General features: G+C 46.7%; 13 protein-coding genes. 3 read left to right on the top strand and 10 right to left on the bottom strand.

What is annotated here, in order from left to right:
• Positions 1 to 162 precede the first annotated feature (162 nt).
• Entirely contained in the window at positions 163 to 639 is a 477-nt protein-coding gene (locus tag M1D71_RS06620; protein ID WP_458125765.1) for a hypothetical protein, read from the top strand.
• A gap of 74 nt (positions 640 to 713) precedes the next feature.
• On the opposite strand, the gene purU is transcribed toward M1D71_RS06620, so the two are convergent.
• Positions 714 to 1,607 carry a formyltetrahydrofolate deformylase gene (gene purU, locus M1D71_RS06615; RefSeq protein WP_017689986.1) on the bottom strand — a complete coding sequence of 298 codons (894 nt, stop codon included), beginning with the start codon at positions 1,605 to 1,607 and terminating at the stop codon, positions 714 to 716.
• 43 nt (positions 1,608 to 1,650) lie between these two features.
• Entirely contained in the window at positions 1,651 to 2,757 is a 1,107-nt protein-coding gene (locus M1D71_RS06610) for a deoxyribonuclease IV (RefSeq protein ID WP_458125764.1), read from the bottom strand.
• 170 nt (positions 2,758 to 2,927) lie between these two features.
• Between M1D71_RS06610 and M1D71_RS06605 the strand changes: the two genes are divergently transcribed.
• Together M1D71_RS06605 and M1D71_RS06600 are read left to right on the top strand one after the other, a co-directional pair.
• Entirely contained in the window at positions 2,928 to 3,395 is a 468-nt protein-coding gene (locus tag M1D71_RS06605) for a DUF2621 domain-containing protein (RefSeq protein ID WP_145320381.1), read from the top strand.
• Between the two features lie 260 nt (positions 3,396 to 3,655).
• Positions 3,656 to 4,567, top strand: a complete 912-nt coding sequence (locus tag M1D71_RS06600) for a TIGR01777 family oxidoreductase (protein WP_458125763.1) — start codon at positions 3,656 to 3,658, stop codon at positions 4,565 to 4,567.
• Between the two features lie 24 nt (positions 4,568 to 4,591).
• Here M1D71_RS06600 and M1D71_RS06595 read toward each other — a convergent pair whose 3' ends face one another.
• The 8 genes from M1D71_RS06595 to M1D71_RS06560 form a co-directional block, all read right to left on the bottom strand.
• The gene (locus M1D71_RS06595; RefSeq protein ID WP_458125762.1) at positions 4,592 to 6,373 is read right to left on the bottom strand and encodes a DUF6382 domain-containing protein; all 1,782 of its coding nucleotides are present in this window, start codon (positions 6,371 to 6,373) and stop codon (positions 4,592 to 4,594) included.
• Positions 6,374 to 6,578: 205 nt separating this feature from the next.
• Positions 6,579 to 7,094 carry an A24 family peptidase gene (locus tag M1D71_RS06590; RefSeq protein WP_458127187.1) on the bottom strand — a complete coding sequence of 172 codons (516 nt, stop codon included), beginning with the start codon at positions 7,092 to 7,094 and terminating at the stop codon, positions 6,579 to 6,581.
• Positions 7,095 to 7,105: 11 nt separating this feature from the next.
• On the bottom strand, positions 7,106 to 8,137 hold the full coding sequence (locus tag M1D71_RS06585; RefSeq protein WP_458127186.1) for a pilus assembly protein: 1,032 nt from the start codon (positions 8,135 to 8,137) through the stop codon (positions 7,106 to 7,108).
• Positions 8,138 to 8,166: 29 nt separating this feature from the next.
• Positions 8,167 to 10,392 (bottom strand): hypothetical protein, encoded by a 2,226-nt coding sequence (locus M1D71_RS06580; protein WP_458125761.1) that lies wholly within the window; start codon positions 10,390 to 10,392, stop codon positions 8,167 to 8,169.
• Positions 10,373 to 11,050, bottom strand: coding sequence for a TadE/TadG family type IV pilus assembly protein (locus M1D71_RS06575; RefSeq protein ID WP_458125760.1), 678 nt, complete (start codon positions 11,048 to 11,050; stop codon positions 10,373 to 10,375). Before M1D71_RS06575 ends, M1D71_RS06580 begins: the two co-directional genes overlap by 20 nt.
• Positions 11,031 to 11,222, bottom strand: coding sequence for a Flp1 family type IVb pilin (locus M1D71_RS06570; protein ID WP_336759555.1), 192 nt, complete (start codon positions 11,220 to 11,222; stop codon positions 11,031 to 11,033). The genes M1D71_RS06575 and M1D71_RS06570 overlap by 20 nt, the downstream gene beginning before the upstream one ends.
• Before the next feature lie 11 nt (positions 11,223 to 11,233).
• Positions 11,234 to 12,103 (bottom strand): type II secretion system F family protein, encoded by an 870-nt coding sequence (locus M1D71_RS06565; protein ID WP_458125759.1) that lies wholly within the window; start codon positions 12,101 to 12,103, stop codon positions 11,234 to 11,236.
• Between the two features lie 12 nt (positions 12,104 to 12,115).
• On the bottom strand, positions 12,116 to 12,880 hold the full coding sequence (locus M1D71_RS06560; RefSeq protein WP_458125758.1) for a type II secretion system F family protein: 765 nt from the start codon (positions 12,878 to 12,880) through the stop codon (positions 12,116 to 12,118).
• Positions 12,881 to 12,889: the final 9 nt, after the last annotated feature.

Below are 12,889 nucleotides of genomic sequence, written 5' to 3'. Positions count from 1 at the left end.
CGAGCCTCGCAAATCCATCGCATGAAGTATAACCTTTAACCTGAAAAAAATGCATTTTTTAGATATCAATCCTCAATTCACATATAATGTTCCTATATGGATTCGAAAATCGTGCTGCGGTTTACTACCAGTTGTACCCCAAAATAAAGGGAGGATGCATCTATGCCAGATCATATTGTTCACCCACCCACATCGATAAAGTACTCATTACCCTGGGTATCGGGTATTTTAACGGGAATTCTCTCGGGAGTTGTTCTGGGATTTTTCCTCAAAGTGATTCAGGCCTACACCGGCGAACAAGTATATACGCTGCTTCTGAATATCGATTTTGTGCCTGGTCTTCCACCAACCTTACCCGAATTCATTGAGTTTGTTTTACATCTGGTTGTGTCCGTTGTCATCGGCATCTTCTACCTGTGGTGGGTACGATATTCAGGCCACCCTATATTCAAAGGCATTTTGTTTGGTGCCGTCTCGTCCCTGCTCTATATCCCACTCTCTCAACTATCTTCGCGTGTGCCAGACCTGTACGATGTGTCAGCTATCCTCTACTGGATTGCAGGACATCTGCTGTTTGGTATTGTGCTTGGCTTGTGCGGAAAGTATATGAACGCGAAAAAAGCGACCCCCTTTTCGTAAACGAATGGGGGTCGCCTTTTTGTTAGTCTATTACGTGGTTCCGAATCAACCTTGCACAGTATTAAAGCGAGAACTTAAAATACGACGGTTTTATTTTCATGAACGAGAACACGGTCTTCGACATGCCATTTCACGGCACGTGCAAGCACAACACGCTCAATGGTACGTCCAATACGCTTCAGTTCAGTTACGTCATCTCCGTGGCTTACACGCTGCACATCCTGTTCAATAATCGGGCCGCCATCCAGTTCTTCCGTAACATAGTGCGCTGTCGCACCGATGATTTTGACACCACGGTTATACGCTTGAGCATATGGTTTACCACCCACAAATGCCGGAAGGAAGGAATGGTGGATATTAATAATTCGATTGCGGTAGTGCTCAATGAACATTGGAGAGATGATCTGCATGTAACGAGCCAGAATGATCACATCCACATCATTGCCGATGACGTCCAGCTGGCGCTGTTCCGCTTCTTTCTTCGTATCTGCTGTTACCGGAATATGATGATATGGAATGCCGAATGATTCTACATAGTCCTTCATGTCCAGATGGTTACTAACCACAAGAGCAATATCGGCATCCAGGTCGCCTGCCTGCCATTGCCATAACAATTCAACCAGGCAGTGATCTTCTTTGGATACAAAGATAGCCAGTTTCTTCTTGCGGCTGACCGCAGATAACGTCCATTCCATTTGGAAACGGCTTGCCACTTCTGCAAAATCAGCTTCCAGTTTCGGCAAATTGACCAACAATTGCGGAAGATCGAACTCAATCCGCATAAAGAACATGCCGCCAGCAGGGTCCATTGTGTATTGGTCCGACTGTACAATGTTTGCACCATGCTGGTGCAAGAAGTGAGACACGGCAGCAACAATTCCTGGACCATCCGGACAGGAAATGAGCATGCGCGCGCGATCGGCGCGGTTTTTAGAATCAGGGCGTACTTGTTTAGCATGGATCTCCATCGGGTTATTCTTCCTCCTTCAATTAAGCCATGACCTGCGGGGGTTAACCCGCAAGCCAGGCAATCAAGCGATGATTCAGTTGTTCTTCATTCAAATGAGGGAACAATGCAGCTTCTGTCACCATGTCATAGAGACGTTCCAGCGGTTCACGCGGATCAGCCTTTTTGGCTTTGGCATCATTTTTGAGCAATGTCCATACATCCAGAATATACGAACGGGACTCAATCTCTTTACTTTTGAAAAAGTGTTGCAGCTGTTCTACTTCTGTCAGGAATTCCTGGCCGAATCGACCGGCAACATCCCCACGCAGCAGCGCAATCTCCACCTCATACATTGGACGCTGTGTCTTGGCCTCTTTGCCAATCCAAGGAGTCTCCAGGATAAATGGACGCCCTTGAAGTTTCTCATGGTTAACGATGCGGTTAATCGCCTCAAAGCCAATCCAGCCAGAGCCAATCGGTGTATGACGGTCCTTGTGCGCACCCACAGCATTCTTACTATCATTAATATGCATTACGGCAATGCGGTCAAGTCCTACCGTACGATCGAATTGTTCAAGTACACCGTCAAAATCATTAACGATATCGTATCCGGCATCATGAATGTGGCATGTATCCATACACACAGTCAGGCGCTCGTTATACGTTACTTTCTCGATAATCTGAGCGATCTCTTCGAAACTGCGACCCATCTCCGTACCTTTGCCAGCCATGGTCTCCAGAGCAATGTTCACATCCGTCTCTTTCACACCCTCCAGCACTTCATTCAACCCTTCTGCGATCCGTCCGATCCCATAGTGAGCATCTTTGTCTGTGAATGCGCCGGGATGCAATACGATGTTCTTCACACCGATGGCATGTGTACGACGAATCTCTTCCTGAAGGAAATCTACAGCCAGTCTGTACGTACTATCTTTGTATGAGCCAAGATTAATAATGTACGGTGCATGGACAACAATATCTTCCATTCCACCTGCTTGCATGGCAAGCTTGCCTTCCTCAATATACATGGATTCAATTGGCTTGCGACGTGTATTCTGTGGTGCACCCGTATATATCATAAACGAACTGGAACCGTACGAGGACGCTTCCTTCGTTGCACTCAATAATCCCTTGTCCGAAAAGGACACGTGGGAGCCGATTTTCAGCATTATTGATCCCCCTTATTCTGAATTATCCCTTATTCTAACGCGATTATCGAAATAAATCTAGAAATGCGCTATAATTCGGGATAGAGGCTATTTTTGACAGCTAATATGTGGAACATGGGTAGGCGGAATCCGTCTTTCCGTGAAAATCAATGAACCGAGGTGACTCCGCAATGATTTTCGACTCCTACGTGATGATACTGACGAGCAGTTCCCCCAGCAATTGGTTTATGAATACGATCGCATTCTGGACTTTTTTATTACTTGGCAGCATGTGTGTCGGTGGATTTTTTATGATGCGCAAGTTTTTGAAAGTGCTACCAAAAGCAGACGGAAAGTCCAAACTGGATTGGCAGAATTATTGGGTTGAAGCCAGCCGTCACTTATGGACAGATGAAGCCAAGGCTTTTTTGGATCAACTCGTGGAGCCTGTACCTGGGCCATTTCGTGACATAGCCAAACATTCCATCGCTGCAGAGATCGGTAAAATTGCAGTTGAAGACAACGCCACGGAAGTATCGAGAGATCACTGCATCAAAGGATACATTATAGCCACACCGAAGCGGGATAATAAGTTTTTGGTGAAATTCTTGGAGAAAAACAAAATCGATTATTCCCCTTATCAACATTTGATCAAATAAAATAACAAGATGAGTTAAGCCCTATATCGAATTGGTTAATTAAGATACATCAGCACCAGCACCCTTGTATCATTTGTTACAGGATCGCTTGGTCTATGAGATCTTCATTGAAACGTACTTGGGATTTAGGCGAAAGGCTCATATTACAAGCTCCGTCAGGTAAGTCGTTCCCAACAGGCATTGCTTACCGACCGGGGCTGTTTGTCGATTCACGGATACATGTCAGCGCAGTGAAAATTACAGAGAGGATGTTCATCATTATGAAAATTGCCATTTGTGGAGGTACTGGGTTTGTGGGAGGAGCTCTTGTGGATTATTGGCTGCAAGCCGGACACCACGTGAAAATCATCACACGCAAACTTCCTGACTTGCATAATCCAAGCAAGAATCTTACATATATATCATGGGAACAAGTCGAAGAGCACCCTCAACTACTTGAAGGCATGGACGCTCTCGTCAATCTTGCCGGAGAAACGTTGAACCAACGATGGACAACCAAGGCAAAGCTGGAGATCGTACAATCCAGGGTAACAACGGTTGCCCGGGTAGCCCGTTTGGTGGATTCACTGCAACAAAAGCCCGAAGTCGTCGTTCAGGCTTCTGCCATGGCCATCTATGGAACCTCCCCTACCGAAACCTTTAATGAGAGTAGTCCGCAAAAGTCAATGAATTTCCCATCCCGGGTCTCAGAACAATGGGAAATAGCTGCAGATGCCATCAAACATGTCAGACTCGTCAAAATCAGGGTTAGCCTGGTTCTTGGCCATAAAAAAGGAGCCTTTCCATTGATGAAACTCCCTTATATGCTGGGTGTTGGCGGCAAGATAGGCAGTGGCAAGCAATGGACCAGCTGGATTCACATTATGGATATCGTAAGGCTGATTGAATTTAGCATTCAAAATAAACAAGTGTCCGGTCCGGTCAATGCTTCCTCACCGAATCCGGTTACCAATGATGAATTTGGTCGTACGGTCGGCAAGGTCTATCATCGCCCTCACTGGTTCCCCGTACCCAGCTTCATGATTAAAACCTTGGTCGGAGAACTATCCGTTGTCGTGCTTCAGGGGCAGAGAGTCATTCCGCAAAAAGCACTCGACCACGGATTCCAGTTCACCTTCCCAACATTAACCCAGGCTCTTGAAGATCTGAAGCACCGTGGCTTATCCGACTGATCGAACCACGGATTGAACTGTGGCTTATCCAACCGACCGATAGGTGTAAACAGATTCCGCCAGGGTGAATGTATCTCCATCCGCCAATGGATACTCCTTGTAAGGAGCAAGAATATTGCCCTGAAGAACGGTTCCATTGACGGAACCCAAGTCCTTAATCACATAGCCCGATTTGTTCCGGCTCAATTCCACATGAGCACGGGACACGCCGGTTGCTGTGTCTACCCACTGAACCATGTCTGCTGATCTTCCGATTACAAAAGATGCGCCTTGAACATCCATTCGTTCATGTTGATCACTGCTTCCCGATCTTCGCTCAAGATAAAATGACGGCACTATAGGGCCAGCCCCAGTAACTTTGCCTCCAGTCAGATTTTGCAAGTTCACGGTTGCTTCCGCAACTGTATCATGTCGAATTAATTCCGAAGTTGAAGCTGCAACTTGCGCCTGGCCTTGTACAAACGGTGGTTCGGAAGGTTCAGTTGTCATGTGCAGATTTTGAAAACGGGAACGCTCCATTGCTTCTGAAGCTGATTCAGCAACTTGGTTTATACGTTCCTCCGGCTTATCAGCTGCATTCCAGCGCCAACTTTCCTGAAATAGTTCCTCTTCATCTTCAGTTTTCTTCCCTTTGTTTTTACCCAGGCTGAATGAAAAAGAATGTTTATTCTCTGAGCCATTCTGAGGGTTCCCCTTGCGCTTCCACGACCATCCTGCCACGCCAAGCAAGCCTAGACTAAGTACCGCGGATAGAATCATCTGTGTCTGTCCAGGTTGCTCCATGTATATGAATCTCCATACCAATGCCATGGCAACCATGCAGCCCAGTATGATATAGGTTACTTTGGAAGATCCGGACTTCTCCTCCACTTCCATGTCAGCATGCTCTAGCGAATGATATGGGTCACCCAATACCTGATCCACGATGCTTGAGTCCTCCAATGAAGAATGTCCAGATGAGCGTCTGCCTGTAAAGGTTCGTGACCTCAGCGGAATGTCTTCAACCCCGGGAGCACTCATTTTCTGCTGTTGACGGAAATTTAGTGGTGAATCCACAGAACCATTTTGAATGGGACCACTGTACTGATACTGATATGGCCCGGAATTACCAGCAAAAGGGTTACTATCTCGCTCGGAAATCGACGAATGTGAGGCACCTCTTGCCCTTGGATCATCGCCCGCTTCCGAGTTTCTGGACGAGAGGAATGCTGCGCTTCCTCCACTCTCTTGCTCGTCAGCGTATAACTCCAGCAGTAGCTCTCGTAATTGTCTAATATCCCAGCGTTCATTCTCGCATAACTGCAGAACACGCTGAATGCCTACTCCCTGCAGTTCCTGTACATGGGCCATCAGCCTGATTACCAGCTCACGGAATTGCTGAGGCGTCGAATCATCTTCATCCTTATCCATGATCGGTACATATACCATCCCAAGCTCACCCTGTTCGAATGAACCATTGATGAACAAGTACTCCTCCTGAATCAATAATTTACGAGGTTCCAGCATATATTGTCGGCATTCCGTGAAGGCATCTGCCAGTTGGAACAACAGACCATACAGAACACGCAATTGGATTTTGCTTGACTTTAACATTTGAGATAACATCTTGTAGCCCGATATGTCGTACTGCAAAGTTACATTTCGATCCACTTCCCGAATATGAACAGGCAGAAGTCGCGGGATCTGATTGGAGGACAACATCCCCATCTGCACCCGGCTCAATTCCTCCATTCGTAACCCTTCTGCTTTTTCCAAAACCATGAACGCTCCGCCATTACGAATAAAATCTCTCGTTAATCCATACATGCCAATCCTCTCTTTCCATTGCTGTATAGGTTCAACTAAAGAATGTTTACACTGAAACTTCGATGACGGAACAACCTTCCGATCGCTGTTCTCGTATAAAAAGTTTAGTTGATATGAGTTGAGTTACAATACGCTACACTTTTCCACTCCAATCGCAGTTCCATCTTCGGTCGCTGTTATCCTAACGTTTTCCAGACTCCTGATATCAAGGGAAAAGTGCGGGGATAAGGACCGTGATATACGCAGGTAACACCGCCAGCATAAATGGAAACTTCAATGTCTTCTCCTTGTTCACCAGCTTGAGCGAACCAAGCATGAAGAACCCTGCAAGATTGCCTGCCATGCCTCGAATCCGTTTCGCTGAGTTCTTACGGAACAGAAGAATCACTAAACCAACGGCTCCCGCATACAAAACCGAATAAATAATCACATGAATGCCAAAAGCAAGTCCCGTCCATACACCAATACCACCAAACAATTTCACATCTCCTGCTCCTACCGCTCCAATCGCATACATCAGGAACAAGATACCAAAACCAGCTGCAAATCCGGCGGCTGAGAACAAGAAGCCATTCCATCCTCCCCATATGATATGGGCTAGTACGCCAGCTACAGTCACAGGTAAAGTCAATCGATTGGGAATTTTCATGAAACGAATATCTGTAATAAAAGCAGCAACAACGTATATGCCACAGGCAATGAAAAACCACTCCACCTCCATCATCTCCTTTCTTATTTTCTGGAGGCCACGTTGAACGAAGTCTCCGTTTTGGCACCATCCGCAGTCTCGACCACAAAACTCCATGAACCTTCTGTTGTCCGGGTACCGACAAACCAATTCCATTCAATGATTCCATTCTCATCTGCGGTGGCCCAGCCGATGTGCTTCGCAGAGCTTTCACCTGACTTGTAAAATATCGTTAAGTTGGCTGTCGCTCCTGGTTCTACCTTCACCTTGATCGTTGCATTGTTGCCTATGTAAGCCGGGTCAGGCTTCAACAGTACTGTTGCGGAGCCCGCAGTATGCCCGTCTCCTCCGCTGCCATCAGCTCCTTCTCCTGTATCTCCAATCCATATCCGTTCTGCCGCAGCAGCCTGAATCCGTAGCGGTTTGCTAAGGAAGGGTACCTTTATCGGCAATTCATAACTCAGTTCAAGCCGAAAATATGGATTCGTTTTGTTCTTGAGATCAGGTATGGAAACACCATTCACATGAACACGTTCCATATCCAGCAGGGTTGACTCGATAAATGGTTCAAGCAGCGGTTTTACTGTGGGATCAAGGACGGTTTCTAACACGGAGGTTTTGATCTCCTGTAAGGGCTGTTCACCACTGATCGCTGCTGATCGTACCCAATCACTTAATGGCTCAGGCAGTGAAGAAGCATATCCTTCTGCCCATTCCGTCAAAGACAGCTCCGGTATCTTCCAGCCCCCTCCGGAGCCTTCACCGCCTGCAGAATCAGAAGGCGTGAACACAAGAGATACCGGATATATTTTCGTTGATAACTGCTTTACCGCTTCCCCCGCCGTGCTCTGTAGTGCTGTAGAGACTAGAGTCATCTGCACAATGAAAATGAGAAACATGATAAAGAACAGAAAGACAGGCAAAACCAGTGAGGCTTCCAGAACCATGCTGCCCTGTTCCTTTTTCGGAAAACACATCTGCATCTTCAAACACTTCAAACGTGCCATTTTGGTTATTCCTGTTAAACGAATCTGTAATTGTGCGTTTTCTTTTTCATATCGTTGCTGCTTATCCATAATCCCTCCACCGAAACGATCCCGATCATTCAATAGGAATAATCCGCCTTCCGCTCAATGAAAAATCGCCCACCTTCAACCTGATCCGCACTCCCCATAACTGCACCTATGCTTCTAACCACCCCTGGCAGAAACCACAGTTTGACGCTACTTCGCATATTACCTGAAGCATACGTCTGTTTCTCATCTGGATTTACGCCGGTATTCAATCGAATCAGAGCCAGCATTCTAGACATTTTAAGTTCATTGTTGCTATGCATTAAGAGGAACAATCGCAGATGATCCCTGTACGTCAATTTGACTTTGATATACTTGGACAATTCCACACTTCCTTCTTTCGCCAATTTCACCATATCGGCAATGGCGTTTGTAATTCCGTGCAAGATGGCTGCCGATAACACCAGAAGTGGATTCCCCAGCTTGCTATGCTCAATTAACCCTTCTGCCGTCCGAATAGCCAGCCGCATCCCAAAGATCTCCGCATATGCCGCAGCAATGTTACCCGAAGGATTATGAAACCCGTATACGATATACTCCAGTTCCTGATTCTCCAATTTGAAGACATCACCGGCATCTCCACCTTCAGTCCAGGTAAATAACTGACCAAAATCCATGGAGTTAAAATAGGCAAGGGCATACTCATTCTGAAACAATTCATCGCCAAGGCTATCCAGCAGACCCGACATCCCGCCGAACAAACTGTCCATTCCCTTCATGGCATCCCCACCAGAGTCATAGGGATCAGCAGCAATCTCTGCCTTTTTGGCTTCCTCACGACTAGCCTCGTTAAAAGCAATATTAGCGTTGTAATACTCCTCCAGCTGTTTGAAAGCGTCCATGGAACCAGAACTTCCTTTTTCAATCTGTGACAAGATCCGTTTAACTTCCTTCAACTTCCCTTTGGATTCTTTGTCATTTGCTTTGCGCTGGGCATCCGAACCTCGACCACTCTCCAGCTGTTGCTTACTCTGGAGGATGAGGTTGGCAGGACCATTACGCACATAGGTATCCATATAACGTTCCGTAATCTGACTTGCCTGTCTGACCGCGGGTTTAATCGGAACCCCACTCATGCCCGTAACGTTGCGGAGCTGAGTATTCAACTCCATGTTGTCTCTTCTGACGTTAGAGAAGTCCGAATTTTGTGAATCCACACGTGCCTTCAACTGATCAAATAGGCCATCTGCCCTCACAAGTTCAGAAGCGAGGGAACGTGTGCTTTTGGCTTCACTCCCTGATCCTGTAGATGCAGGACTGGTTCCAGGCAGATTTGAGTTTCCCACGTTGTCATAGCTGGCATTCTGTGAACGGTTCTCCCCCTCTGCAATCACACGTTTCATTTCCTCATTCATCTTGCGCGCTTCTTCGATCTTGGACTGCGCTTCGTCCAGCTTCGTTTGATGGGCCTGTAACGCGGGCTGTATGATCATGCTGATGCCTGTCACCACATTACTCACACCCGTCCGATAACGCGCCAGTTCCAATATGTATTGTTGCTCTCTGAACGGAAGTCCCTCATCTGCTCGTTTCTTGTTTAGATAATCTGCATAACGTGCCGCTGCTTCGGCAGCTGTCTCTGGTGTTTCTTCCAACATTTCTTCATAGATGGCCTGTGAAGGCGGGTTCATGATCAACTTCGGAAGATTCTTCAGCTTCTCCGCAGATTCCGTCTGATTAGCAATGGCCTCGTCTAGTAATTCTTCACGCTTGTCATATAATTTCTGTAATTTTTTCAGCAAGTCTACCGTGTGCGCGGCTTCCTTCATCTCGTCCGACATCGGTTTGAAACGATTGATCACTTCAAGGGTAAAATCAACCGGAGCCCGATACTTCATATCCTCCTGAATCTGGCGATTAAATATATCGTATCTTCCCAGTTCACGCTCCATGCTGAGCGAAGTTGTATCCCACTGGATATCCAGAATAGGGAATCCATCTTTCACGGATGAAGACTTCACACTATCATTCAACACTTTAGCCATAATCGCATCCCCACTGCTGTCACCATACCCGAATAAACCATACTCCCGGAGTGATGTATCATAGGCCGACATGACGGATCTCATTGCAGCATGTGTCATTCGTTCGGTCTGCACTTTGAATGCCGCTATACGAGCGTAATCAATAAATATAGCTACAAACATATAGACTCCAGCCAATATTAATATCAAAAAAAGGGTTACAGCCCCCGACTCACCGTCTTTTTTCCTAAACAGATCTGCCCTCCTCCTTTGTTCACTTTTTGCTTTTGCCAAAATGCTGCACGACCTGTCCGGCTTCTGCAGCCGTAGTGGTCGCTGTTCCGCCCTTGCCTTTAAACTTGGCTGCGTAATAACGAACCAGATCTACCGTTCGAATGAATTCAACCGGTTCAACAACTGCGGATGATCCCTGAGTCTGCACACGGTTACCTGAATCGAACAAAAAAGACGGAAGAGGCAGAGAAATCACTTGATCCAGCTTGGTCGTTATCTTCCTCTGAGTCAGAGAATTCTGATATTCAATTGTTCCTTTCATGGCCGAAGATATATGTTGAACCGCTTGCGATAATTTCTGTTCCGAGAGACTTCCTCCCTCACCAGCAGGTACAGAAACGCTGACCTGATTATCCGCTCCCACCCAACCAAACAATGCGCCGAGCATACGATCATCCGTCAGTCTCCAGTACAGATTGTCATGTTCTCCAGCGACAAATTCACCAGTCATTGCCTGCTTGTGGCTGTTGTCCCAGCTATAAGCTGCACGTTCGGAAGCCGCATAGGCATGTTGATTCAGAAATGTCTTTTGATACATGTACATGGTAAAAAAGAGCAACAACACAAGAATAAACAGCACGACAGGGAAGATTAGGGAGGCTTCAACGGTGAAGCTCCCTTCTTCCTTCTTCAGCCTGTTAACCCGGGAAAAATTCATTACTTTTTGTATCCACTTTGCTAAGAAGTGACTTGATTAGTGCCGTTATTTGGTCTTTAAAAATCAAAGCAATAATGATAATAACCCCGATAATCAGAATCAGCTCCAATGTGCCGAGTCCGTCCTCTTCCTTCCAAAATGCATTTACCTTGTTTTTCAACACGTCCATCATCCCAATTCCTCCTACATATTCATCATCATAAAAGCAGGTGCCCCGATCATGACCACGATCGTAAAAAAGATTAGCACCATCGGAAACACCAGTTTGGAAGAAGCCTGTTCTCCCTTCGCCCGACTGACAGCCTTGCGTTTCTCCCACAACACATGTGACAGATCCCGCAGCGCCAATACAAAGTCACCTCCCCCACGCCGGAAATTCAGCAGTACCGTTGTTGTAAAAATCGTCACTTCCTGCACACCGCAGCGGCGGCTGAACTGTTCAAATGATTGTTGAAACGAATAACCGTTATTCCAATCTCCCACCGTCTTTCTGAGTTCGTTGTACAGCGGATGATTCCGTTCCCCCTGGCTTGTCACACAGTGAACGATGGCACGTTGCACGGTCTCGCCTGCGCCAACCAGCAGAACAATCCGGTTCAGCAGCTCAGGCAGCTCCATAAGGATATCCTGATCTCTGCGCTGCACCTTCGTATTGAGGTCTTTATAGAGTGCAAAAGGTAAAGCGATTCCTAGCGCGAGTCCACCCACCATGCCTCCGATGCCCATATCTCCAACAAGTGTTAACAGACAACCTACCAGTAACATGAGCCACGTGTAGGTCAGCATTTCAGCGCAATAGAGCATTGTTTTCTCCCCACTGTGCTGTATGCCATACATTTTTTGAATGGCATGTTGCATCCGAAACATGAGCACAGGCAATCTACGCCCAATTTCAAACTTTTCCAGTATAAACAGGAAAGGACCATGCAGTTTCTTCAGTCGCAATCCTTCCATATCCAGCTTGCGCAGATGCCGATAGGTCTGCCCCCGGGTTCGATCCAGCACCAGCCATCCCGCTCCGAGCATCCCTCCGACTATCATGGGAAGCAGCATCGTTTCAGCCCCTTATACTTTGATATCCATAATGCGAGTAATCCACAGATAACAGCAGGCGAGTACTGCCAAGGCACCACTAGAGATAAGGTATCCCATCCCGCTATATAACGGCTCCATAAAATCCTTGGCGGTCAGATTCAGAAATATCAGAAAAATAAACGGAGCTGCAAACATCACCTTTGATTCGAACTTTTTCTGTGATACCGCTACCATAATATCCTGTTGAATGTCGAGCTTCTCACCAATCACCGCAGATGTACGACGCACAACCTCAACCAGGTCCCCGCCAGTTCGTTTGCACGTAATAAACACGTCTGCAAAATTCGTAATATCCTCAATCTGCGCTCGATCCGAAAAATCCTGTAGCGCCTCTTCAATCGGTTGTCCATACTCCAACCGTGTCCGCAATATCGTGAACTCACGAATCAGGTCGGTATCCGCTTCCGGGTTCAACATTCGCAAATCCTCCACCGATTCCTTGAATCCATTCTCCACTGATTTTCCTGCAGCCAGTGCAGAAGACAATGCATATAATGCTTGCTTAAAATGTAAACTGAGCGTCATTCTTCTTCGTTCCAGCAGTACCTTAGTCCAGTGTTTTGGTATCCATATGCAGCCTGCAGCCAGCATCGCTCCCGCCAACCAGTGGTGATAGAACAGAAGTCCGACTCCAAAGAACAGCAGACCACTAATCAGCATAGAGACCATTCGTTGTCTCCGGGAAAGCGTATATACGGTGTAATCCGTCAACATCTGTCTGGTTTCACCCAACATTAATCACCT

The organism is Paenibacillus sp. Z3-2 (assembly GCF_054161325.1).
This window is presented reverse-complemented; position numbering and strand designations above follow the sequence as displayed.

Bases quoted from the DNA above. Each gene is read 5' to 3' on its own strand.
- M1D71_RS06590 (WP_458127187.1), bottom strand. From the start codon at position 7,094: ATGGAGGTGGAGTGGTTTTTCATTGCCTGTGGCATATACGTTGTTGCT.
- M1D71_RS06605 (WP_145320381.1), top strand. From the start codon at position 2,928: ATGATTTTCGACTCCTACGTGATGATACTGACGAGCAGTTCCCCCAGC.
- M1D71_RS06600 (WP_458125763.1), top strand. From the start codon at position 3,656: ATGAAAATTGCCATTTGTGGAGGTACTGGGTTTGTGGGAGGAGCTCTT.
- M1D71_RS06595 (WP_458125762.1), bottom strand. From the start codon at position 6,373: ATGTATGGATTAACGAGAGATTTTATTCGTAATGGCGGAGCGTTCATG.
- M1D71_RS06565 (WP_458125759.1), bottom strand. From the start codon at position 12,103: ATGCTGCTTCCCATGATAGTCGGAGGGATGCTCGGAGCGGGATGGCTG.
- M1D71_RS06610 (WP_458125764.1), bottom strand. From the start codon at position 2,757: ATGCTGAAAATCGGCTCCCACGTGTCCTTTTCGGACAAGGGATTATTG.
- M1D71_RS06620 (WP_458125765.1), top strand. From the start codon at position 163: ATGCCAGATCATATTGTTCACCCACCCACATCGATAAAGTACTCATTA.
- M1D71_RS06570 (WP_336759555.1), bottom strand. From the start codon at position 11,222: ATGATGGACGTGTTGAAAAACAAGGTAAATGCATTTTGGAAGGAAGAG.
- purU (WP_017689986.1), bottom strand. From the start codon at position 1,607: ATGGAGATCCATGCTAAACAAGTACGCCCTGATTCTAAAAACCGCGCC.
- M1D71_RS06575 (WP_458125760.1), bottom strand. From the start codon at position 11,050: ATGAATTTTTCCCGGGTTAACAGGCTGAAGAAGGAAGAAGGGAGCTTC.
- M1D71_RS06585 (WP_458127186.1), bottom strand. From the start codon at position 8,137: ATGGATAAGCAGCAACGATATGAAAAAGAAAACGCACAATTACAGATT.
- M1D71_RS06560 (WP_458125758.1), bottom strand. From the start codon at position 12,880: ATGTTGGGTGAAACCAGACAGATGTTGACGGATTACACCGTATATACG.